This is a genomic window from Pseudomonas sp. P9_31, assembly GCF_034008235.1.
Lineage (GTDB): Bacteria > Pseudomonadota > Gammaproteobacteria > Pseudomonadales > Pseudomonadaceae > Aquipseudomonas.
In genome coordinates this window covers 3,538,401-3,561,774 of sequence record NZ_CP125375.1, presented here as the reverse complement: position 1 = coordinate 3,561,774, position 23,374 = coordinate 3,538,401, and the positions used below count along the sequence as shown (strand labels likewise).

Annotated in this window: 19 protein-coding genes and 1 pseudogene; 13 read left to right on the top strand and 7 right to left on the bottom strand. The window is 59.9% G+C overall.

The features are described from left to right. Window positions 1-136 precede the first annotated feature (136 nt). Window positions 137-664 (top strand): GNAT family N-acetyltransferase, encoded by a 528-nt coding sequence (locus QMK51_RS15525; RefSeq protein WP_320390792.1) that lies wholly within the window; start codon window positions 137-139, stop codon window positions 662-664. A gap of 67 nt (window positions 665-731) precedes the next feature. Here the strand turns inward: QMK51_RS15525 and QMK51_RS15520 are convergent, their stop codons facing one another. Next, window positions 732-1,424 carry an aspartate/glutamate racemase family protein gene (locus QMK51_RS15520; protein WP_320390791.1) on the bottom strand — a complete coding sequence of 231 codons (693 nt, stop codon included), beginning with the start codon at window positions 1,422-1,424 and terminating at the stop codon, window positions 732-734. Window positions 1,425-1,502: 78 nt separating this feature from the next. On the opposite strand from QMK51_RS15520, the gene QMK51_RS15515 reads away from it, so the two are divergent. Then, entirely contained in the window at window positions 1,503-2,276 is a 774-nt protein-coding gene (locus QMK51_RS15515; protein WP_320390790.1) for an AraC family transcriptional regulator, read from the top strand. Window positions 2,277-2,346: 70 nt separating this feature from the next. Next, window positions 2,347-2,841 carry a hypothetical protein gene (locus tag QMK51_RS15510; protein ID WP_320390789.1) on the top strand — a complete coding sequence of 165 codons (495 nt, stop codon included), beginning with the start codon at window positions 2,347-2,349 and terminating at the stop codon, window positions 2,839-2,841. Window positions 2,842-2,910: 69 nt separating this feature from the next. Here the strand turns inward: QMK51_RS15510 and QMK51_RS15505 are convergent, their stop codons facing one another. Together QMK51_RS15505 and ccoN are read right to left on the bottom strand one after the other, a co-directional pair. Next, window positions 2,911-3,132 (bottom strand): cbb3-type cytochrome c oxidase subunit 3, encoded by a 222-nt coding sequence (locus QMK51_RS15505; protein WP_320390788.1) that lies wholly within the window; start codon window positions 3,130-3,132, stop codon window positions 2,911-2,913. A 15-nt stretch (window positions 3,133-3,147) separates the two neighbouring features. Further along, complete coding sequence (ccoN, locus tag QMK51_RS15500; RefSeq protein ID WP_320390787.1) at window positions 3,148-4,575, bottom strand: cytochrome-c oxidase, cbb3-type subunit I; 1,428 nt, start codon at window positions 4,573-4,575, stop codon at window positions 3,148-3,150. A 433-nt stretch (window positions 4,576-5,008) separates the two neighbouring features. On the opposite strand from ccoN, the gene QMK51_RS15495 reads away from it, so the two are divergent. The 4 genes from QMK51_RS15495 to QMK51_RS15480 all read left to right on the top strand — a co-directional run bounded on the left by QMK51_RS15495 (window position 5,009) and on the right by QMK51_RS15480 (window position 9,169). After that, the gene (locus QMK51_RS15495) at window positions 5,009-6,682 is read left to right on the top strand and encodes a nitrite/sulfite reductase (RefSeq protein ID WP_320390786.1); all 1,674 of its coding nucleotides are present in this window, start codon (window positions 5,009-5,011) and stop codon (window positions 6,680-6,682) included. After that, window positions 6,679-7,173, top strand: coding sequence for a DUF934 domain-containing protein (locus QMK51_RS15490; protein ID WP_223486764.1), 495 nt, complete (start codon window positions 6,679-6,681; stop codon window positions 7,171-7,173). Before QMK51_RS15495 ends, QMK51_RS15490 begins: the two co-directional genes overlap by 4 nt. A gap of 173 nt (window positions 7,174-7,346) precedes the next feature. Then, a complete protein-coding gene (locus QMK51_RS15485) occupies window positions 7,347-8,315 on the top strand; it encodes a hypothetical protein (RefSeq protein WP_258696025.1) in 969 nt (322 codons plus the stop codon). Between the two features lie 182 nt (window positions 8,316-8,497). Then, window positions 8,498-9,169: a DUF3313 domain-containing protein gene (locus QMK51_RS15480; RefSeq protein WP_320390785.1), complete on the top strand. Its 672-nt coding sequence runs from the start codon at window positions 8,498-8,500 to the stop codon at window positions 9,167-9,169. Window positions 9,170-9,540: 371 nt separating this feature from the next. Here the strand turns inward: QMK51_RS15480 and QMK51_RS15475 are convergent, their stop codons facing one another. From QMK51_RS15475 to QMK51_RS15460, 4 genes are all read right to left on the bottom strand, one after another. Then, window positions 9,541-10,347 carry a metal-dependent hydrolase gene (locus QMK51_RS15475; protein WP_320390784.1) on the bottom strand — a complete coding sequence of 269 codons (807 nt, stop codon included), beginning with the start codon at window positions 10,345-10,347 and terminating at the stop codon, window positions 9,541-9,543. A gap of 3 nt (window positions 10,348-10,350) precedes the next feature. Then, entirely contained in the window at window positions 10,351-11,379 is a 1,029-nt protein-coding gene (locus QMK51_RS15470; protein ID WP_320390783.1) for a fatty acid desaturase family protein, read from the bottom strand. Window positions 11,380-11,484: 105 nt separating this feature from the next. Then, window positions 11,485-12,279: a hypothetical protein gene (locus QMK51_RS15465; protein WP_320390782.1), complete on the bottom strand. Its 795-nt coding sequence runs from the start codon at window positions 12,277-12,279 to the stop codon at window positions 11,485-11,487. A gap of 250 nt (window positions 12,280-12,529) precedes the next feature. Continuing rightward, the gene (locus tag QMK51_RS15460; RefSeq protein WP_258696019.1) at window positions 12,530-12,955 is read right to left on the bottom strand and encodes a YciI family protein; all 426 of its coding nucleotides are present in this window, start codon (window positions 12,953-12,955) and stop codon (window positions 12,530-12,532) included. Window positions 12,956-13,088: 133 nt separating this feature from the next. Between QMK51_RS15460 and QMK51_RS15455 the strand changes: the two are divergent. From QMK51_RS15455 to QMK51_RS15430, 6 genes and pseudogenes are all read left to right on the top strand, one after another. Then, window positions 13,089-13,211 (top strand): annotated as a pseudogene (locus QMK51_RS15455) (polyketide cyclase); the annotation flags it as partial. Window positions 13,212-13,392: 181 nt separating this feature from the next. Continuing rightward, on the top strand, window positions 13,393-13,893 hold the full coding sequence (tpx, locus tag QMK51_RS15450; RefSeq protein WP_320390781.1) for a thiol peroxidase: 501 nt from the start codon (window positions 13,393-13,395) through the stop codon (window positions 13,891-13,893). A gap of 444 nt (window positions 13,894-14,337) precedes the next feature. Beyond that, window positions 14,338-15,654, top strand: coding sequence for an MdtA/MuxA family multidrug efflux RND transporter periplasmic adaptor subunit (locus tag QMK51_RS15445; RefSeq protein WP_320390780.1), 1,317 nt, complete (start codon window positions 14,338-14,340; stop codon window positions 15,652-15,654). Next, window positions 15,651-18,755 carry an MdtB/MuxB family multidrug efflux RND transporter permease subunit gene (locus QMK51_RS15440; RefSeq protein WP_258696016.1) on the top strand — a complete coding sequence of 1,035 codons (3,105 nt, stop codon included), beginning with the start codon at window positions 15,651-15,653 and terminating at the stop codon, window positions 18,753-18,755. The genes QMK51_RS15445 and QMK51_RS15440 overlap by 4 nt, the downstream gene beginning before the upstream one ends. Continuing rightward, window positions 18,752-21,859, top strand: coding sequence for an efflux RND transporter permease subunit (locus QMK51_RS15435; RefSeq protein ID WP_320390779.1), 3,108 nt, complete (start codon window positions 18,752-18,754; stop codon window positions 21,857-21,859). Before QMK51_RS15440 ends, QMK51_RS15435 begins: the two co-directional genes overlap by 4 nt. Beyond that, window positions 21,856-23,337, top strand: coding sequence for an efflux transporter outer membrane subunit (locus QMK51_RS15430; RefSeq protein WP_258696014.1), 1,482 nt, complete (start codon window positions 21,856-21,858; stop codon window positions 23,335-23,337). Before QMK51_RS15435 ends, QMK51_RS15430 begins: the two co-directional genes overlap by 4 nt. Window positions 23,338-23,374: the final 37 nt, after the last annotated feature.

Genomic DNA, 23,374 nt, shown 5'->3' with positions numbered 1-23,374 from the left:
GGTTATTCAGTCGACATGGATGTTGAATGACACACCGCATTCGCGAGCAAGCCCGCTCCCACATTTTGATCTCGCCACTCATGGGGATCGCGGTTTAGAGTAATCGGCCACACACCGATCAAGGACGAACACCGCCATGCCCGACCACGACCCCGCCATTCACCTCGAACGTTTCAACGAATCCCACATCGAGGGCATCACCGCGCTCTACAACGATCCAGCCATCTCCCGTCAGGTGCTGCAAATGCCGTTTCAGTCCACCGAGGTCTGGCGCAAACGCCTGGCGCCGGATAACGAGCGCGCGGTGCAACTGGTGGCACTGCATCAGGGATCGGTTATTGGCAACATTGGTCTTGAACAGTTTTCGCGAATCCGCCGCAGCCACGCCGGCAGCCTCGGAATGGGTGTTGCGACGGCGTGGCAGGGCAAAGGCGTGGGTTCGCAGCTGTTGGCGACGGTGCTGGACATCGCCGACAACTGGATGAACCTGCAACGGGTCGAGCTCTCGGTGTACGCCGACAACGAAGCGGCCATCGGGCTGTACCAAAAGTTCGGCTTCGAAACCGAAGGCCTGTTTCGCGATTACGCCGTGCGTGACGGTCGGCTGGTCGATACCCTGAGCATGGCGCGCCTGCGTCGCACGCCCTCGGCTCAATGCCAGTAATTTGAGCGACGAAAATCCTGTGGGAGCGTGGCTTGACTTGGCCGGCATCAGGCCAAAGCCGATTGAGTCAGTCGCCCAACGCGAACGCCACCGCCGCCTGTGCGTGCAGCCCGGTGGTGTCGAGCAAGGGCAGGGCGCTGTGTTCGGGTTTGATCAGCAGGCCGATTTCGGTGCAGCCGAGGATGATTGCCTGGGCGCCGCGTTCGGTCAGGGATTCGATCACCCGTTGATAGACCCGGCGTGAGGCCTCGCTGATCAGCCCGACGCACAACTCATCGTAGATGATCCGGTGCACGGCCTGACGCTCCTCGGCCTCCGGCACCAGCACCGTCAGGCCTTTGGCCGTCAGACGCGCCTTGAGAAAGTCCTGCTCCATGGTGAATGCAGTGCCCAGAAACCCCACCCGCAGGGCACCGGCGTCCAGTGCCGCCTGACCGGCCGGGTCGGCAATGTGCAGGAACGGAATATCGATCGCCGTCTGAATCTGCCCGGCCACCTTGTGCATGGTGTTGGTACACAGCACCACGCACTCGGCACCGCCAGTCTCCAGCCGTCGCGCGGCATCCACCAGAATCGCCGCCGCATCGTCCCAGCGCCCGGCGTGCTGGGCCTGTTCGACAGGGCCGAAGTCGACGCTGTACATTAGCAATTTCGCCGAACGCAATGGCCCCAGGCGATCGCGTACTTGCTGGTTGATGAGGCGGTAATATTCGGCGCTGGACTCCCAGCTCATGCCGCCGATAAGGCCGATGGTGCGCATGTCGTGCTCCTGTGAATGGCAAACCCTTGCAAGAGAGTGTCCAGTGGATCCTTGTACCGATCTATCAGGAAATTTCACATGCCCGGTGTGCTGAGCCAGTACCTGCCGGGCGGCAAAGTCTGCTTGCAACTCTTGCCCCGTGCGGCGTACAGCGCCCGTGATCCGGCACAGTCGCAAACCCTCGGGGTGACGCTGGAGCGTCAGCAAGGCGTGCACGCGATCGATTCTGACCGACGGACGGATTTCGATACCTGGCCAGGTGTATTGGCGTACACGCCGGTCGGCGTGGAAGTGTTTTCCGAATCGGCCACCGGTGGTGAGTATCTGCTGATGCGGTTGAACGAGCCGTTTGCCTGCGAACAGTTACCCGCCGTGGCCCATCGCGTGCAATCCTGCGGCAATCGACGTGCGCTGGCCCTGGCGCGAGAGGTACGGCGTCAGTTGCTCGCCACGCAACCCGACGTGCTGGCCCTTGAGCAATGTGCCGTGGCTCTGGTGGGTGTAGCGAATGCGAAAACCGATACAACGCGTGCCACGCCGAAGGCCTTCGCCCGAGTCATGGAGCAGATCGCCGAGCAGTTCCAGCAACCTCTGACACTGGAACAATTGGCTGCCACCTACGGGCACAACGAACTGCGTTTTCTGCGCGATTTCACCCGGGCTATCGGCCTGACGCCCCACGCTTACCTCATTGAAGTGCGAATTCAGGCGGCACGAAGGATGATCGAACGCACTGATCTACCCTTGGCCGCTATTGCGCTGGATGTCGGCTTCGCCCATCAGTCCCACATGGGCAGTGCCTTTCGCAAACACTTGGCCATGACCCCCCGCCAATACCGTTTACGCTTTTAGTCGTACGCCTGTGGCGCGCATCTGCCATGCTCAAAGTCCGCAGCACCGCTTCAACCAAAGGGACACCGCAATGGATGACGTACAGCAACTGGGCGAGATGCTTCGCCACTATGCAGAAAGCGAAGCGCACAAGAAGCAACTGTTTGAGTCGCAATCGGCCGTGTGGGCGACGCGCATTGGTGAGTTGTTCGATCAGATTCAGCAGTGGCTGGCACCGGTCCTGGCGCCGAACCTGCTGGAGGTGAGCCGCGAGGCGTATGTCGCGTCCGGGTCGAGCGTGCCGGTCGAGACGTCGACGTTCAAGACCGAAAAACTGAGCATCGTCATCGCCGGCAAACCGGTGGAGTTCGTGCCGGACGTAATGGGCGTCGGCGGGCAGATTTCATTGGCAGTGATGGGGTTGACCGCGGCGCGCTATGGCAGCATTTCGCTGGTATGCCTGCCACCGTCCAGCGACTGGCAATGGCGTAAGACCAATGGGCTGAAAGACCCGGACGTCTTTGCTTTTGATGCGAATTTCCTGGCGCAACAGCTACAGAGCCTGATTCCACGCGAGCGGAGTTAATACCCATGTGAGCGACACTCAACCCTGTGGGAGCGGGCAAGCCCGCTCCCACAGTGGTTTGGGTGTGCCTCAGATTTCGAGGTTGCCCCAACCTGGCTTCACCTCTTCCGGTACCACCGCGTTCACGGTTTTGCCCGTGGCCAATTCCACCCGCCGCGCCACTTCGGGGTCATCGGCAAACGGGATCAGGCTGGCATCGTCCAGGCTCTCGGCGGTCTGGTGTTTCAGGCAGTATTCAACCACCAGCCAAAGCCCCAAAACACCCAATAGATTCAACGCCATCTCAACCATGTCAGGCTCCTTGCCTCAGGCGATCTGCGCTTCAAGTTCGGCCATTTCAACGCTCGAAACCCGCACTGTGCGCCAGGTGTTGTAGGCCATCAGCAACATGCCGCTGAGGAAGAACATCCCGCCGACAAAACGCACCACAAACCCCGGATGACTGGCCTGCAAGGCTTCGACGAACGAGTAGGTCAGCGTGCCGTCGTCGTTGATCGCGCGCCACATCAAACCCTGGGTGATGCCGTTGACCCACATCGAGGCGATGTACAGCACGGTGCCGATGGTCGCCAGCCAGAAGTGCAGGTTGATCAACGGCACGCTGTGCATTTGCGTGCGGCCGAAGACTTTCGGAACCATGTGGTAAATGGCGCCGAAGGTGATCATCGCCACCCAGCCGAGGGCGCCGGCGTGAACGTGGCCGATGGTCCAGTCGGTGTAGTGGGAGAGGGCATTGACCGTTTTGATCGCCATCATCGGCCCTTCGAAGGTCGACATGCCGTAGAAGGCCAGGGACAGCACCAGAAAGCGCAGGATCGGGTCGGTGCGCAACTTATGCCAGGCGCCCGAGAGCGTCATCATGCCGTTGATCATCCCGCCCCAGCTCGGCGCCAGCAGAATCAGCGACATCGCCATGCCCAGCGACTGCGCCCAGTCCGGCAGCGCGGTGTAGTGCAAGTGGTGGGGGCCGGCCCAGATGTACAGGGTGATCAGCGCCCAGAAGTGCACGATCGACAAGCGATAGGAATACACCGGCCGCCCGACCTGTTTCGGCACGAAGTAATACATCATCCCGAGGAAGCCGGTGGTGAGGAAGAACCCCACCGCGTTGTGCCCGTACCACCATTGCACCATGGCGTCGGTGGCCCCGGAGTACACCGGATACGACTTGAACCAGTCCACTGGAATCGACAGGTGATTGACCACATGCAGCATGGCGATCACCACGATGAATGCGCCGAAAAACCAGTTGCCGACGTAGATGTGATGGGTCTTGCGTTGCACCACGGTGGTGAAGAACACGATGGCATAGGCGACCCAGACCACCGTCATCCACACCGCGCCGGAGAACTCGATTTCGGCGTATTCCTTGGTGGTGGTGTAGCCCAGCGGCAGGGTGATCAGCATCACCACGATCACTGATTGCCAGCCCCAAAAGGTGAACGCGGCGAGCTTGTCGGAGTACAGCCGTACCTGGCAGGTGCGCTGCACCGCGTAATAACTGGCGGCGAATTGCGCGCTGCCGGCAAAGCCGAAAATCACCAGGCTGGTGTGCAGCGGGCGCAAGCGGCCGAAGGTGGTCCACGGCAGGTCGAGGTTCATCTCGGGCCACACCAGTTGCGAAGCGATCCATACCCCCATCGCCATCCCGACGACACCCCATACCACGGTTGCCACGACGAATTGGCGGACGACCTTATAGTTATAGGGCTGTCCGATTGTTGCTGTGCTCATGGTCAGTTCTTCCACGGTTGCAAAGTCTTGCCAGGCCACCCGGTCTGGCATGCCATGAACTGTAGAAACCCCATCGGAAACAAAACAGTCTCAGAAAAACCGAGTTTATACGGATCAGATGCGATGCGATCCTGCGGCCATACGCCGCGTTCTGATACGGTTTTTTAGTGTTTAGCTGAATCTGTAACGTGCTGCGCCGTAGGTGCATAGTCGCCACCTCAAGAACGAGCCGCAGAGCCTGATGCCGACCAGTTAAGGCGCAGACCTTGTGGGAGCGAGCCTGCTCGCGATAGCGGACTGACAAGCAGCACATGTGTTGAATGTGCAACCGTCATCGCGAGCAGGCTCGCTCCCACATGGATTGCGGTATTCAAATCCTTGACTGACTGGCATTAGCCACAGAGCCCGATAATCCTGATGAGGTGGCAGCCACATGTATCAGTACGATGACTATGACCGGGCCCTGGTGTTCGAGCGTGTTGCGCAGTTTCGCGATCAGGTCGAACGTTTTATCGCCGGGGAACTGAGTGAAGAAGAGTTCCTGCCCCTGCGTTTGCAGAATGGCCTGTACATGCAAAAGCATGCCTACATGCTGCGCGTGGCGATTCCCTACGGCACGCTGAGCGCGAATCAAATGCGCACCCTGGCGAGCATCGCCCGGGATTACGATCGTGGTTACGGCCACTTCACCACCCGGCAAAACATGCAGTTCAACTGGATCGAACTGACCCAGGTGCCGGACATCCTCGAGCGCCTGGCCCAGGTGGAAATGCATGCGATCCAGACCTCCGGCAACTGCGTGCGCAACATCACCACCGAAGCCTTCGCCGGCGTCGCGGCGGACGAACTGATGGACCCGCGTCCGCTGGCGGAGATCCTGCGGCAATGGTCGACCATCAACCCGGAATTCCTGTTCCTGCCGCGCAAATTCAAGATCGCCATCTGCTCGGCGAAGCAGGACCGCGCGGCGATCATGATGCATGACATCGGCCTTTATCTTTATCGCGATGACAGCGGGCAAATGCTGTTGCGGGTGATCGTGGGCGGCGGGCTGGGGCGCACACCAATCCTCGGGTTGCAGATTCGCGAGGGCTTGCCGTGGCAGCACCTGCTGTCTTACGTCGAGGCGGTGCTGCGGGTCTATAACCGCCATGGGCGGCGCGATAACAAGTACAAGGCACGGATCAAGATCCTGGTCAAAGCCTTGGGTATCGAAGCCTTCGCCAAGGAAGTGGAGGAAGAGTGGCAATACCTCAAGGACGGCCCGGCGCAGTTGACCGATGTCGAATATGAGCGTGTCGCCAGTGCCTTTGTGCCACCCGACTACCATTCACTGGCCGATACCGACCTGGACTTCGGCACACGCCTGGCCGAGCACCCGGCGTTCGCCCGTTGGGTGGCGCGCAACGTTCAACCGCACAAGGTGCAGGGTTACGCCAGCGTGGTGCTGTCGACCAAACCGGGCATCGCCGCGCCACCGGGGGATGTCACGGCCGAGCAAATGGAAGCGGTGGCCCAGTGGTCCGAGCAGTTTGGTTTCGGCGAAATCCGCATTGCCCATGAACAGAACATCGTCTTGCCGGACGTGCCCAAGACCGACCTTTATCCCCTGTGGTGTCTGGCCTGCGAGCAAGGCCTGGGGTACGCCAATATCGGCTTGCTGACCGACATCATCGCTTGCCCGGGCGGTGATTTCTGCGCGCTGGCCAACGCCAAATCAATCCCCATCGCGCAAGCGATTCAGGTGCGCTTCGAGAATCTGGATTACCTGCATGACCTGGGCGATATCAGCCTGAACATCTCTGGCTGCATGAACGCCTGCGGCCATCACCACATCGGCAACATCGGCATTCTTGGCGTCGATAAAAACGGCAGTGAGTGGTACCAGATCACCCTCGGCGGCGCCCAGGGCAAGAACAGCGCGTTGGGCAAAGTCATCGGCCCCTCCTTCAGCGCCGCCGAAGTGCCCGATGTCATTGAACGGATCATTGGCACGTTCGTTCGCTACCGGGAGAGTGAGGAACTGTTCGTCGATACCTTGGCACGCATCGGTCTGGAGCCCTTCAAGGAGCGGGTCTACCCGAAAATGCTGGAGGTGTCGGCATGAACAATCTGCTGCGTTTGCAAGACGGCGGCGCCGAGTGGGTGCGCGACGACCCGTGGCAGCTGATTCGTGAAACAACGGAGCAGTTGCCGGCCGGACCGCTGATACTGCCGTTACCCCAGTGGCTGGCGTTGAATGCCGACAGGACATCAGCGCTCGAAGGCGTCTGGCTGGCTCCCAACGACGAAGTGACAAACCTGGCCCCATGGTTTCCCGACCTGCCGCTGATTGCCCTGGATTTCCCGAGTTTTCGCGACGGACGTGCCTACAGCCAGGCCTATCTGTTGCGTACGCGTTTCGGTTGGCAAGGCGAATTACGCGCGATTGGCGATGTGCTGCGCGATCAACTCAGCCACATGCGCCAATGCGGTTTCGACAGTTTTGCCGTGCGCGAAGACAAATCTGCTGAAGATGCGCTCAAGGGACTGGCCGGGATGAGCGTGTTATATGGACGCTCGGTGATCGAGCCGCGGCCGTTGTTTCGGCGGCGTTGAAGATCCCGATACCCGTCAGTCAAGCGCAATCCCCCAGGTTTCGCACCTTAACAGACTGGGACAGGGCCCTCATCATAGGGATCTTCCTTGTCCGGGTATTTTTGCTTGGGGCAGTGATGGCATTTTGGTAGAGTCCGGGCCTCATAAGGAGTCGGTAAAGAAAGGAGTCTGGTTTGGGCGCGGGCAAGAAGATTTTAGGGTTGATAGCGCTGTTACTGATGCTGGCCCTGTGGGGCGGTTACTTTTATGTGTTGAAAGAGAACCGTAACGGCCAGCTCGGGGACATCTTCGACAGCTACGCCTGGTGCGGCACGCCGCCGGCCAGCGATACCGGCGGGTCAGGCAAGGATCAACTGTCGCTACGCATCACCAACAACGTTCACGGCGAGTTCATGCTCTCGGGCGCGGTGGTTGTCTCTGAACGAACCTTTGATCGTTATGACCTCGGCCGCAACGAACTGCGGCTGCGCATGGAACCGATGCAGTTGTTCTACAGCATCCCACCGATTTTCATGGAACAGGTCAAGATCAAACCTTTGAGTCGCAACCTGTCTTCGGTCAACAAAAGTGCTTACGCCGAACTTGAGTCCAGACCCATCGGCGTCCAGGGGCGGGCGACGGACTTTCCGTTCGACACCTATCGCTACGGCTACAAGCCGGTGTTGTACATCCTCAAGGGCAATGAACGCACTGACCTGACGTTCAGGCACATCACCACCAATATGGAGATGTCCAACACCTTCACACCCATCCAGAAGTACAACCGTGTCGAGTACATCAACGAGAAAAACTCGCTGATCAGCGAGGACGACTACAAGCCCTACGGCGCCAACGAATGCGCGTTCAGCGTCGAGCGCAAAGGCTCGTTCAAGGTGATTGTGCTGCTGTTGTTGCTGGTGATGTGCCTGCCGTTGCTGCATGTGTTCTATCGCGACGAGCCGGGCATCGATTTTCTCGCGACGCTGGTGAGTATCGGTGCGATCCGGGTGTTTCTGGTGGGGCCGCTGAACGACTTCCAGCTGTACACCATCGACTTCCTGTTCGGCGCCGTGATTATCCTGGTGGGCACGGTGTCGTTGATCAAGGCGATGCGGGCCAATAGTCGACGGGAGTTGGCCGCGAAAAGCGGGTCTTCGTGGTGATTGACGAGACTTTTGCGGATCAGGTTCTGTGTTGTTTGAGCTGATGTCTTCGCGGGCTTGCCCGCGAAGGGGCCTTTGAATATTGCCGCATTGTGATTTTTGATACAAAAACGCCGGGCATTAGCTATACCTGTAACTCCCGTAGGCAATACCGTTGCCGTCCTTCTGACAGGAGTTAAAGCATGAAGCTTGCGTTAATGATGAGCACACTGTGCATCGCGTCGATCGGGGTGGTGGGTTGCGCCAGCAAAGTCGTCGAGCCAGACCAGTACTCCGGCTTTCTCAAGGACTACAGTCAACTCAAGGAAGCCAAATCACCATCGGGCGCCGTGGTGATGCGCTGGGTCGATCCCAAGCTCAACATCAACAAATACACCAGTGCCTACATCGAGCCGACCCAGATCTATCCTAAACCGCAACCGACAGTGAAAATCCCTCAGACCACGCTGAACGGTATCACCAGCTACTACGATCAGGCGCTCAAGCGCGAACTGGGTAAATCCCTGCCACTGGCCAGCGGCCCCGGCCCTGGCGTGATCGTGGTGCGTGCGGCGATTACCGCCGTCAGCAGCAAGACCGAAGGCCTCAAACCTTATGAAGTGGTCCCGATCGCCCTGGTAGCGGCGGCAGTCAGCACTGCCAGCGGCATACGTGATCAGGAAACCAATCTGGCCACCGAAGCGGTGTTTCTCGATGGCAGCACCAACAAAGTCATCGCCCAGGTGGTGCGCAAGGGCACCGGCAAACCGCTGGAGAACGAAGCTCAGGTGATGAAGGCCGATGACGTGAAAAACGTGATCGATGGTTGGGCTTCGGACTTGAATCAGTCGCTTGTAAAGTTCAAGTCCAAGTAAAGTGGGCTTATTGTTCGCGCAAGATCGTTCCCAGGCATGGGAACGATCTTGCGCTTTGGCTATCCCCCTGGATATCGGCCGGTGTGACGGTGAGCGCAATCGGCGCCGCATGACTTTGCACTGTCTGAGCCCCGACACCACAACTTGCGAAAAGCGCCATCAGGCTGAATGCTGCAGCGCGAAGCAAACCATTCATAGACGTTTCCTCATTTTCTGAAGGTGACATTCAGTCCGGCCAACAGCGTGAAGGGTGGTTGGCCATTGCCGCCGAAACCAAGGGGAATGCAGTGGTCGTTTTTCAAATGGCGGCTTTTTTACTCTAGCAGGTGGTTGGCGCGTCAACCGTCTGATCATGCCGCTCTTTTATCGAACTAATCCCTTCGTTTCAGCGGAAGAAAGTAGGCGGCCCATCCGATAGCCATCGACGCCAGATTGGCGCCATCGCGCAACAGCAAGCGGCCCGCAGCACGCCGTACTTCCTTCGAGCTGACGCGGCCACGGGCGATGTCGAGGCGGGCAAAACTGTGCATGTGGCGAATGACATCGAACGCCATGAGCCCCGATGCCGCCAGGAAATAGAAGATCCGCTGCCAATAGGGTATGCCCAGCGCCCGCGCCAGATCCGTGGTGACGTGCTGGTGGGCGACTTCTTCTGTGCAGTGCCACCGCCATAGGCGTGTCTGCGGCGACTCCTTGATCGAGAGCAAGCCGTTTCTACGCAAGGCGGCGGTGGACATGACGGCTGTCACGTGCTCGAACGCGGCAGCCAACGCCAGTTGCGCCTTGAGTGACAATTTCGATCGAAGGGCCTCGAGATCCTTTTCGATCATGTGCTCGAACTTCTTGACTTCAAACCCCTGATTTTCCAGTTGCTGGTTGTACAGCCTGTGCGCTCGCTGGTGGGACCGCTCCTCTGCCACGAAACTGCGCGAGCGTTCGGCAAGCGCCGACGTTTGTTGCAAGCGCAAAGCGGATGACTCCACCACCGAAATCACGAATTGTTCACCGGCAGGCAGCAGTACCGAACAGGCATCGAACAGGTAGGTTTTGATCGATGTGTCGTTCCAGAATGGCTTGAAGAGGGCGGCTTCGCCGCTATTGTCGCGTTCCACAGTGTTGATGCGGTGCCTGTCCTCGGCAGTGTTTGTGTGCCGTGGTTCGATCGTTGTGTTTGTCATCGCTTACTTCCAGAGTCGGGGGCCGAGTCGCATCCAGGTCGCAAAGAAGGTGGGTAGGTCTGTCACGCTGCCTGGCTTGCTTTTGGCCAGAACTATCGATTGAGCGTGCGCATGGAACCAGCGGGTCGCCGGCGCGTCATGGTGAGTGCGATGCAGCGAGCGATGCAGGACAAGCCAGGACAGTGGCTTTGGCAGATACAAATCCGTCGTGATTTCAGAGGGCGCGCGGCGCAAGCCTTGAGCCGAGATTGATACGCCATAGTGCTCGGCCTGCGTCAGCCAGAAATCCAGCCAGGCAAAAATGCAATACGGAAGCAGATAGGCGCATACGACTTGTCGAGGCACCTCATAGATGCCTAACGCCAGCACCGCGACGAATACGACGATCAAGGCGTTGTTCCAGCGCCAGCGCCAGATCGCGCGCGGGGGCGTGTAGCGTCGGGAAATAATATTGGTGGTGACGGTAATCCATAGTTGCTCCACGGCACCCAGCAGGCTGATCAGGCGTGTTCGCCATGTCTGTTCGTACATCAGCCCTTCGGGATCATCGGCCTGGCAGGTTTTGCGATGGTGTTCGAGGTGAAAGTAGCGGTAGCCCACGAAGTTGGCGGCGAAAATGGCCGCCGCGAACACACCCACTGCATCATTGAGACGCGTGCCAACGAGGAACTGACGATGCACAGACTGATGCTTGATCTCCTGAACACCAATCATCAGGATCGCCTGGATCACTATCAGCGGAGCAATGGCCAGCCATCCGAACGCCTCGTGCGCAGCCAGCCAGGCGATCGCCGCCGTATTCAAGACACACAGTGCCAGGAACAGATAGCTGGGCAGGTTGGAGCGCGATGAATGAAAGGCGGCCTGTAGCAGCTGCCGAAGGCTGCGTTCGGCTGCGAAGCAGTCGCAAGTCCTGCTTGCACGGTTTGTCTGCAATACCGCAGCGCCTGACTTTGCAACCGCTTCGCAGCCGGACGCAGCCTGGCGGCAGCTGCTACAGACACTACCCAAAGGTTTTGCGTGCTTAAACATTCGACAGCCTCCTCAGACCCGAGCCAAAGTAAGAAAACGCCAGTCGCCAGAAACGCCTGTCGCGGCCGAGCGCAGGTGCTGCGTTTTCTACTGTTAGAGAGGCGTTCACAAATACACGAAGAGCAGTTTTTTCATGCGCTGCAGCCAAGGCAGCGGGACTCTCTTCCAGATAAAGGAAAGGCCGGAGAGTGGCACTTTACCCAGGATCAGCACGCCGAAATCCAGCGAAGGCTCATGGGGGAAGTAGTTGTCCTTGATGGCGACGATCTTGCGAAAGCCTTTTTTGAAGTAATACCGCAGTTGCGGATCCAGCGGCAGGCCCTTGTGTTCACCTCGCACATACTGCGCTACCGGAATATCGGGATTCTTCGAGATCCAGTTACGAAGACCCGGGACCGGCGAGCCAAGATAGATGTCTGACCATCCCGCCTTCAGCGCATGGGGCCAAAAGAACTCGAAAATCGCTTGCGCCGCTTTTGGATCAACACTGCTCAGGCTGATGCCAAACAGCACACCGGTTTTTGCGGACTCATCGCCATGCTGCTTTCTCGCACAGTCTTGCCACGTCGGGCACTTGCTGATGATGTCGTGCCGGGTGGGTTTCATGAACAACGACGCCAGCGCAGTCCCCGTGCGCGTGCAAAAAGCGCCGATACTCAATGCAGGGAAGGAGGCGACCCGGGATGCCAGCATGGAGACATCGGCGCGCTGATCGCTTTCCCATTTCCTTTGCTCTAGTTCAAGCAGCGAGGGAATATCCGTTGGAGATAAAAATCGAACGTTGATCTCAACGTCATTAGAGAGCCTGTAAACCCCTGTTTTATTTTTTTCCACCCAACTATCAGGGGGCTTTGGAGTTCCGTTTTTTAAAGCTGCTTCCATTTCGATAACAGGCAACATCACGTATTCGGCTCGCGGATTGATGAGGCGTTAATCAATCCGCACTAATGTATTGCGCCTATGTGAACGTCTGATGAAGGGAACAAGAAACATCGAGTGAGCCTTGGCTTGCCTGCCAAACACAATCTCCTGTGGGAGCGGGCTTGCTCGCGAAGTCGGATTGTCAGTCAACATCATTGTTGAATGTTGAACCGCGCGTAGGAGCAGCCTTCGGCAGCTCCTACGGTATGCCTGGTGTTTCAGGTGTGCTTCAGCACTTCTTCGCCTGTGCGCGCACTCGCTCTTCCTGCTCCCGCAACTGCGGTGTGAACTCGGCACCGAAATCTTCGGCTTCGAACACCTGGCGAATCTCGATCTCGGCTTCTGTACCCGGCATCGGGTTGGGGCAGCGCTTGACCCACTCGATCGCTTCCTCTTTCGACTTCACCTGCCACAGCCAATAGCCGGCGATCAGCTCTTTGGTTTCGATGAAAGGGCCGTCGATCACTGTGCGTTTATCTCCCGAGAAACGCACACGGGCGCCTTTGCTGCTGGGCTGCAGGCCATCGCAATCGATGAGGATGCCGGCCTTGGCCAGCTCCTCGTTGTAATTGCCCATCGCGGTCATCAGTTCTTCGCTGGGCATCACGCCGGCCTCGGAGTCGGGGCTGGCTTTTACAATGATCATGAATCGCATGGTCTTGTCTCCGTTGGATTTGAGTGACTCACTACCTAGTCGAATGGCCAGGCGCCAAATCGACAACGCGGCTAAAAGAGATCGCTAAGAACCGGCCTGATACCCCGTATCCCTGTAGGGGGATAGGTAGGATTTTAGCGACCGTGTGACCTATGCGGCGATTGGCGGTGCTTTGAGTGAAGGGTTGCTGGTGAATGCCTACATGCGGCGGATTTTCGTGGCGCGGCACCGCAATATGTTGCGGTTGCTCGGATAGTGCGGCATGTATGCGCTCCCACAGGGTTATGCAGTGTTTGTAAGCTTTGTTGGGATGCTTGTATCCAGTTTGCGCGACAACACATCACAATTTGTGTCTGGGCATAGGTCGTCAGACAATTTCGTGGTTAACTTCGGCCTCGTCAAAACTCTCTACAACAACGTTCAGAAGGACTCCGTTCATGGCTCAAGTCACTCTTAAAGGCAACCCGGTTCAAGTCAACGGCCAATTGCCACAAGCCGGTTCCAAGGCGCCAGCCTTTTCCCTGGTTGCCGGCAATCTGTCCGACGTGACCCTGGCGAGCTTCGCCGGCAAGCGCAAAGTGTTGAACATCTTCCCAAGCATCGACACCCCAACCTGCGCCACCTCCGTGCGCAAGTTCAACGCCCAGGCCAACGACGTGGCCAACACCGTCGTGTTGTGCATCTCCGCTGACCTGCCGTTCGCCCAAGCCCGCTTCTGCGGCGCCGAAGGCCTGGAAAACGTGCAGAACCTGTCGACCCTGCGCGGTGCCGAGTTCATCGAGAACTACGGCGTGGCGATTGCCGATGGCCCGCTCAAAGGCCTGACCGCCCGTGCCGTCGTGGTGCTGGACGAAAACGACAACGTGCTGCACAGCGAACTAGTCAAGGAAATCGCTGAAGAGCCGAACTACGATGCAGCACTTGCCGTTCTGAAATAAGTCTACTTTTACAATTGTTAACGGCCTAGGGGGCGTTCTCAGTTAATTTCCCCGCCGCGTTGTCGCCTTAAAGCGGGCCAGGCAAGGCGCAGGCCGCTGGGAATGGTTGTTCCCTTTCCAAGGCCTGCAACGCAGCCTGGCCCGCTTTAAGGCACAACCCGAAGGGCCGGGCCTGCTGTTGTGCAGGGCTGCGTTGCTCGAAGCTTATTTGGAATGACCAAACCACGCTTCTCGCGCCTTGCCCTGCACAACAGCAGACCCGGCGCGGCGGGGGTAATTAATTGAGAACGCCCCCTCTGTCCAGGCCGTTTTCATTTGTGCTTCAGTGTCTTAGATAAACCTCCTGTTACGTAAGCCAAAGGTAAATTGCCGGTAAAGGCGCTTTGCTTAATACCCGCCAGTGCTTATCGTTCAGCCTCCCGTAGAAATAAGCGCACGCGCCCAATGGTTGATCATTCCATGCAATCCTCCGCTTCCCGCAATCCCCGTCACTGGCTGTTCGGCCTGCTGGTCCTGTTGGTCATCGCCGGCCTGTGCTGGAAATTCTGGCCCGCAGGCAGCAGCCCGAAGGAGAGCGCAGGGCAGAAAGCCGTTGCCGGGCACACCGGTCGGTCGGGGGGGATGCGTCCGGGGTTCGGCGGGGCGAGCGGGCCGGTCCCGGTGCGGGTGGCGCCGGCGGTCAAAGGTGACTTTCCGCTGTATTACAAGGCGCTGGGCACAGTCACGGCGCTGAACACCATCAATGTGCGCAGCCGCGTCGGTGGCGAACTGGTCAAGGTCTATTTCGAGGAAGGGCAAATGGTCAAGGCGGGCGACCTGCTGGCCGAGATCGACCCGCGTCCGTACCAGAACGCTTTGCTCCAGGCCGAAGGCACCTTGTTGCAGAATCAGGCACAACTGAAAAACGCCCAGGTCGATGTCGAGCGCTATCGCGGCCTGTACCGCGAAGACAGTATCGCCAAGCAAACCCTGGACACCGCCGAAGCCTTGGTCGGCCAGTACCTGGGCACGGTCAAGACCAATCAGGCGGCAGTCAACGACGCCAAGCTCAATCTGGAGTTCACCAAGATCCGCGCCCCGATCGCCGGGCGTGTGGGTCTGCGTCAGCTGGACGTCGGCAACCTCGTCGCGGCCAACGACACCACGGCGCTGGTGATCATCACCCAGACCCAACCTATCAGCGTGGCGTTTACCTTGCCGGAAAACAGCCTGGACGTCGTGCTGACCCGCTATCGCACCGGCGCCAAACTGCCCGCCGAAGCCTGGGACCGTGGTGATACCAAATTGCAGGCCACTGGGGTGTTGCAGAGCCTGGACAACCAGATCGACGTCACCACCGGCACCCTGAAATTCAAGGCCCGCTACGAGAACCGCGATCAAGCGCTGTTCCCCAATCAGTTCGTCAACGTCCACCTGCTGGCCGACACCCTCAAAGACGTGGTGCTCGCGCCTTCGGCCGCTATTCAGTTCGGCACCAACGGCACGTTCGTGTATGCCCTGGACGGCGACAAGAAGGTCAAGATCCGTCAGTTGAAAGTCGGCGCCAGTGACGGTGAAAACACCGTGATCACCGAAGGACTGTCCGTCGGTGATCGAGTGGTACTGGAAGGCACCGACCGCCTGAAGGACGGCAGTGAAGTGGAAGTCGTCAACGACAGCAAGGATGTGCCGACCACCCCGACCGAACACCTGCAAGGCAAGTCGGCCGCCACTGCACCTGACGCGACGACCACCGACAAGGCGAAAAAGGGCGGCGCATGAACATCTCGCGGCTGTTCATCCTTCGCCCGGTCGCCACGACCCTGAGCATGCTGGCCATTATTCTGGCCGGCGTGATTGCTTATCGGCTGCTGCCGGTGTCGGCATTGCCCCAGGTCGATTACCCGACCATTCGCGTCATGACGCTCTATCCCGGCGCCAGCCCGGATGTCATGACCAGCGCCGTGACCGCGCCGCTGGAACGTCAGTTCGGGCAGATGCCCGGCCTGACCCAGATGGCCTCGACCAGTTCCGGTGGCGCCTCGGTGCTGACCCTGCGTTTCAGCCTCGACATCAACATGGACGTCGCCGAGCAGCAGGTGCAGGCCGCGATCAACGCCGCGACCAATTTGCTGCCCAAGGACTTGCCGGCGCCGCCGGTGTACAACAAGGTCAACCCGGCGGACACCCCGGTGCTGACGTTGGCCATCACCTCCAAAACCATGCTGTTACCCAAACTCAATGATTTGGTCGACACCCGCATGGCGCAGAAAATCGCCCAGATCAGCGGTGTCGGCATGGTCAGCATCGCCGGCGGTCAGCGTCAGGCAGTGCGCATCAAGGTCAACCCCGAAGCGCTGGCAGCCAACGGCCTGAACCTGTCGGACGTGCGCACGTTAATCGGCGCCTCCAACGTCAACCAGCCCAAGGGCAACTTCGACGGCCCGACCCGGGTGTCGATGCTCGACGCCAACGATCAGCTGACTTCCCCCAAGGACTACGCCAACCTGATCCTCGCTTACAAAAACGGCGCGCCGTTGCGGCTCAAGGACGTGGCGCAAATCGTCGACGGCGCCGAAAACGAACGCCTCGCCGCATGGGCCAATGAAAATCAGGCGGTATTGCTGAATATCCAGCGTCAGCCTGGGGCCAACGTCATCGAGGTGGTCGACCGGATCAAGGCCTTGCTACCGAGCATCACCGACAACCTGCCGGCCGGCCTCGACGTCACGGTGCTCACTGACCGCACCCAGACCATCCGCGCCTCGGTCACCGACGTGCAACACGAATTGCTGATCGCCATCGCGTTGGTGGTGATGGTCACATTCCTGTTCCTGCGGCGGGCCAGCGCCACGATCATTCCGTCGGTGGCCGTGCCGCTGTCGTTGATCGGCACCTTCGGCGTGATGTACCTCGCAGGGTTCTCGGTCAACAACCTGACCCTGATGGCGCTGACCATCGCCACCGGTTTCGTGGTGGACGATGCGATCGTCATGCTGGAGAACATTTCCCGATTCATCGAAGAGGGCGACAGCCCGCTGCAAGCCGCGCTCAAGGGTGCCAAGCAGATTGGCTTCACCCTGATTTCCCTGACCCTGTCACTGATCGCGGTGCTGATTCCGCTGCTGTTCATGGCGGACGTGGTGGGGCGCTTGTTCCGCGAGTTCGCGATCACCCTGGCGGTGGCGATCCTGATTTCCCTGGTGGTATCCCTGACCCTGACGCCGATGATGTGCGCGCGGTTGCTCAAGCGTGAGCCGAAGGAGGAAGAGCAAGGTCGTTTCTACCGGGCCAGCGGCGCGGCAATTGATTGGATGATCGCGGCTTACGGGCGCAAGTTAAAGTGGGTTCTCAAGCATCAACCGCTGACGCTGCTGGTGGCTATTGGCACCCTGGCATTGACCGTGTTCCTGTACATGGTGGTGCCCAAGGGCTTCTTCCCGGTGCAGGACACCGGGGTTATCCAGGGGATTTCCGAGGCACCGCAGTCGATTTCCTTCGCGGCAATGAGCGAGCGCCAGCAGCAACTGGCCAAGGTGATCCTCGCCGACCCTGCGGTCGAGAGCCTGTCGTCCTACATCGGGGTCGACGGCGATAACTCGACGCTCAATAGCGGTCGGCTGCTGATCAACCTCAAATCCCACAGCCAGCGCGACCTGAGTGCCACCGACGTGATCGCGCGCCTGCAACCGGAGCTGGACAAGCTGATCGGCATTCGCCTGTTCATGCAGCCGGTGCAGGACCTGACCATTGAGGACCGGGTCAGTCGCACGCAGTACCAGTTCAGCATGTCGTCGCCGGATGCCGAGTTGCTCAGCCTGTGGAGCGGGCGTCTGGTGGAAGCGCTGGCCCAACGGCCGGAACTGACCGATGTCGCCAGTGACTTGCAGGACAAAGGCTTGCAGGTTTATCTGGTGATCGACCGCGATGCGGCGTCGCGGGTCGGCGTATCCGTGTCGAACATCACCGACGCGCTGTACGACGCCTTCGGGCAGCGGCAGATTTCCACCATTTACACCCAGGCCAGCCAGTACCGCGTGGTGCTGCAATCGCAGTCCGGCGAGAAGATCGGCCCGGATGCGCTGAACCAGATTCACGTCAAGACCACCGATGGCGGGCAGGTGCGTCTGTCCAGCCTGGCGCATGTCGAGGAGCGTCAGGCGCAACTGGCGATCACCCACATCGGCCAGTTCCCGGCGGTGATGATGTCATTCAACCTGGCACCCGGCGTGGCGCTGGGGCATGCGGTGCAGATCATCGATCAGGTGCAGAAAGACATCGGCATGCCGATTGGCGTGCAGACCCAGTTCCAGGGCGCGGCCGAAGCGTTCCAGGCGTCGCTGTCGAGCACCTTGCTGCTGATTCTGGCGGCGGTGGTGACCATGTACATCGTGCTCGGCGTGCTCTACGAGAGCTACATTCACCCGATCACTATCCTCTCGACCTTGCCCTCGGCGGCGGTCGGCGCCTTGCTGGCGTTGCTGTTGAGCGGTAATGATCTGGGGATGATCGCGATCATCGGCATCATCCTGCTGATCGGTATCGTGAAAAAGAACGCGATCATGATGATCGACTTCGCCCTCGAGGCTGAACGTAATCAGGGCATGGACCCGCAAACCGCGATCTATCAGGCAGCGCTGCTGCGTTTCCGGCCGATCCTGATGACCACCCTGGCCGCGTTGTTCGGCGCGGTGCCGCTGATGCTGGCCACCGGTTCCGGCGCGGAGTTGCGCCAGCCTTTGGGTCTGGTGATGGTCGGTGGCTTGCTGGTGAGTCAGGTGCTGACGCTGTTCACCACCCCCGTCATTTACTTGTACTTCGATCGTCTCGGGCGGCGCTGGGGCCGTAAGGCCGAGTCCGTGGACCCGGTAGAGCAGCCATGAACCTGTCCGGACCTTTCATCAAGCGCCCGGTCGCGACGATGTTGCTGAGCCTGGCGATCATGTTGCTGGGCGGCGTGAGCTTCGGTCTGTTGCCGGTGGCGCCGTTGCCGCAGATGGATTTCCCGGTGATCGTGGTTCAGGCCAGTTTGCCCGGCGCGAGCCCGGAGGTCATGGCCTCGACCGTGGCCACGCCGCTGGAGCGTTCCTTCGGCGCCATCGCCGGGGTCAACACCATGAGCAGCCGTTCCAGCCAGGGCTCGACCCGGGTGATTTTGCAGTTTGACCTGGACCGCGACATCAACGGCGCGGCGCGGGAAGTGCAGGCGGCAATCAACGCCTCGCGCAACCTGCTGCCCAGCGGCATGCGCAGCATGCCGACCTACAAGAAGGTCAACCCGTCCCAGGCACCGATCATGGTGCTGTCGCTGACCTCGGATGTACTGGAAAAAGGCCAGCTCTACGATTTGGCCTCGACCATTCTGTCCCAAAGCCTGTCCCAGGTGCAGGGCGTGGGTGAAGTGCAGATCGGTGGCAGCTCGTTGCCGGCGGTGCGCATCGAACTCGAACCTCAGGCGCTCAACCAGTACGGCGTGGCGCTGGACGATGTGCGCACCAGCATCGCCAACGCCAACGTGCGCCGGCCCAAGGGGTCGGTCGAAGACGGCCAGCGGCTGTGGCAGGTCCAAGCCAACGATCAGCTGGAAAAGGCCAAGGATTACGAGTCGCTGATCATTCACTACGCGGACGGCGCGGCCCTGCGCCTGAAGGATGTGGCCAAGGTCAGCGACGGCGTCGAGGACCGCTATAACAGCGGGTTCTTCAACGATGACGCGGCGGTGTTGCTGGTGATCAACCGCCAGGCCGGCGCCAACATCATCGAGACGGTCAACGAAATCAAGGCGCAGTTGCCGGCGTTGCAGGCCGTGCTGCCGGCCAGCGTCAAGCTGAACCTGGCGATGGACCGTTCGCCGGTGATCAAGGCCACCCTGCATGAAGCGGAAATGACCCTGCTGATCGCCGTGGCGCTGGTGATTCTGGTGGTGTTCCTGTTCCTTGGTAACTTCCGTGCCTCGCTGATTCCGACCCTGGCGGTGCCGGTGTCGCTGGTGGGCACGTTTGCGGTGATGTACCTCTACGGGTTCTCCCTGAACAACCTGTCGCTGATGGCGCTGATCCTGGCCACCGGGCTGGTGGTGGATGACGCCATCGTGGTGCTGGAGAACATTTCCCGGCACATCGACAAGGGCGTGCCGCCGATGAAGGCCGCGTACCTCGGGGCCCAGGAAGTCGGCTTTACCCTGCTGTCGATGAACGTCTCGCTGGTGGCGGTGTTCCTGTCGATCCTGTTCATGGGCGGGATCATTGAAAGCCTGTTCCGCGAGTTCTCCATCACCCTGGCGGCGGCCATCGTGGTGTCGTTGCTGGTGTCGCTGACGCTGACACCGATGCTCTGCGCCCGCTGGCTCAAGCCGCACACGCCGGGTCAGGAAAACCGCCTGCAACGCTGGAGCCAGCGGACCAACGAGTGGATGGTCGGCAAATACGCCACCAGCCTTGATTGGGTGCTGCGTCACCGTCGGCTGACCTTGCTCAGCCTGTTCGTGACAATTGGCGTCAACATCGCGCTGTATGTCGTTGTTCCTAAAACCTTCCTGCCCCAGCAAGACACCGGCCAGTTGATCGGTTTCGTGCGCGGCGACGATGGGCTGTCGTTCAGCGTGATGCAGCCGAAGATGGAAATCTTCCGCCGCGCCGTGCTCAAGGACGAAGCGGTGCAAAGTGTCGCCGGGTTCATCGGTGGCAACAACGGCACCAACAACGCCTTCATGCTGGTACGGCTCAAGCCGATCAAGGAACGCAACCTGTCCGCCCAGAAAGTCATCGAGCGCCTGCGCAAGGAAATGCCCAAGGTGCCCGGTGCACAGTTGATGCTGATGGCGGATCAGGACCTGCAATTTGGCGGCGGCCGTGAACAGACCACCTCGCAGTATTCCTACATTCTGCAAAGCGGCGATCTCGGTGCGTTGCGCGAGTGGTATCCGAAAGTCGTCGTCGCCCTCAAGGCGCTGCCGGAGCTGACGGCGATTGATGCGCGCGAAGGCCGTGGCGCCCAGCAAGTGACGTTGATTGTCGATCGCGATCAGGCCAAGCGTCTGGGCGTCGACATGGACATGGTCACGGCAGTGCTGAACAACGCCTACAGCCAGCGGCAGATTTCGACGATCTACGACAGCCTCAACCAGTATCAGGTGGTGATGGAGGTCAATCCGAAATACGCTCAGGACCCGATTACCCTGAATCAGGTCAAAGTCATCACGGCTGACGGCGCGCGGATTCCGTTGTCGACCATCGCCCATTACGAAAACAGCCTGGAAGACGACCGGGTCAGCCACGAAGGCCAGTTCGCTTCGGAAAGCATTGCTTTTGACATGGCCGAAGGCGTGACGGTGGAGCAGGGCAGCGCCGCCATCGAGCGGGCGATTGCCAAGGTGGGTCTGCCGGAGGATGTGATCGCGAAAATGGCCGGCACCGCTGACGCCTTTGCCGCCGCCCAGAAAAGCCAGCCGTGGATGATTCTCGGCGCGCTGGTGGCGGTCTATCTGGTGTTGGGTGTGTTGTATGAAAGCTACATTCATCCGCTGACCATTCTCTCGACCTTGCCGTCGGCCGGGGTCGGCGCGCTGCTGTCGATCTATGTGCTGGGCGGTGAGTTCAGCCTGATCTCCTTGCTCGGGCTGTTTCTGCTGATCGGCGTGGTGAAGAAAAACGCCATTTTGATGATCGACCTGGCGCTGCAACTGGAGCGGCACCAAGGCCTGGAACCGTTGGAGTCGATCCGCAGCGCTTGTTTGCAACGTTTGCGGCCGATTCTGATGACCACCCTGGCAGCAATCCTCGGCGCCTTGCCGTTGTTGCTGAGCCGGGCCGAAGGGGCGGAAATGCGTCAGCCGCTGGGCCTGACCATCATCGGCGGGCTGGTCTTCAGCCAGGTGCTGACTCTTTACACCACCCCGGTGGTTTACCTCTATCTCGACAAACTGCGCCATCGCTTCAACCATTGGCGTGGGGTGCGTACCGATGCTGCTCTGGAAACTCCGCTATGACTGACCGTTCGCTTCTCAACCTGGCTGCACCGCTGATCACGGCCCGAGGCTCGCGTTTGCTGAGCCTGTCGCTGTGCGTGGCGATGCTCAGCGCCTGCGCCATCGGCCCGGATTACCAGCGCCCGCAAGCCGCCGCACCTGCGCAGTACAAAGAGGCGGCCGGCTGGCGTCAGGCCAACCCCAGCGATTCGTTGGCGCGCGGTGCCTGGTGGGAGCTGTATGGCGATCAGCAGCTCAACGGTCTGATTGAAAAACTCAACAGCGCCAACCAGACCGTCGCCCAGTCCGAAGCCCAGTACCGCCAGGCTCAAGCCTTGGTGCGCAGTGCCCGGGGGGCGTTTTTCCCGACGGTGGACCTGACCGTCAGCAAGAACCGCTCCAGCCAGGGCACCGGCAGCAGCAGTTCCAGCCTGAGCAGTTCCTCCAGCGGCATCCGTGACACTTACTCGGCACAGGCCGGGGTCAGTTGGGAAGCTGATATCTGGGGCAAATTGCGCCGAGGCCTGGAAGCCGACACGGCCAACGCCGAGGCGAGCTTTGCCGACCTGGCAGCGATGCGCCTGAGCCAGCAATCAGAGCTGGTGCAGAACTACCTGCAACTTCGGGTGATCGACGAACAGAAACGCCTGCTGGAATCGACAGTCGAGGCCTATCAGCGTTCGCTGAAAATGACCGAGAACCAGTACCGCGCCGGTGTCTCCGGCAAGGATGCGGTGGCTCAGGCCACCACTCAGCTCAAAACCACTCAGGCGGAGAGGGTCGACCTGATCTGGCAGCGCGCGCAGTTCGAGAACGCCATTGCCGTGCTGATCGGCCTGCCGCCCGCTGAATTCAGCCTGGCCGAAACCCGGGACATCCCGGCATTGCCGCAGGTGCCGCTGAGCCTGCCTTCGCAGTTGCTGGAACGCCGCCCGGACATTGCCGCCGCCGAACGCTCGGTGATGGCCGCCAACGCCAACATCGGCGTGGCGAAGGCTGCCTATTACCCGGACCTGACCCTGAGCATGAACGGCGGTTATAGCAGCAGCACCTACGCCAACTGGATCAGCCTGCCGAACCGCTTCTGGTCGGTCGGCCCGCAACTGGCCATGACCCTGTTCGACGGCGGCCAGCGCTCGGCGGAAGTCGACCGCAGCGAAGCGGCCTACGACGAGACTGTCGCCAAATACCGCCAGACCGTGCTCGATGGCTTTCGCGAGGTAGAAAATTACCTGGTGCAGCTCAAGGTGCTGGAAGACGAAGCCGTCGTGCGCCAGGAAGCACTGGATGCGGCGCGCGAGTCCCTTCGCTTGACCCGGAATCAGTACAAGGCCGGGTTGATCGCTTATCTGGACGTGGTGGTGGTTCAGGCCACGGCGTTGAGTAACGAGCGTAACGTACTGAGCTTGTTGCAGAGCCGCTTGATCGCCAGCGTGCAGTTGATTGCCGCGCTGGGCGGCGGGTGGGACGGGCAGCTTCAAGTGAGCGACAAGCAATAACCCGACTCTGTGGCGGGCTTGCCCTGATACCAGCCAG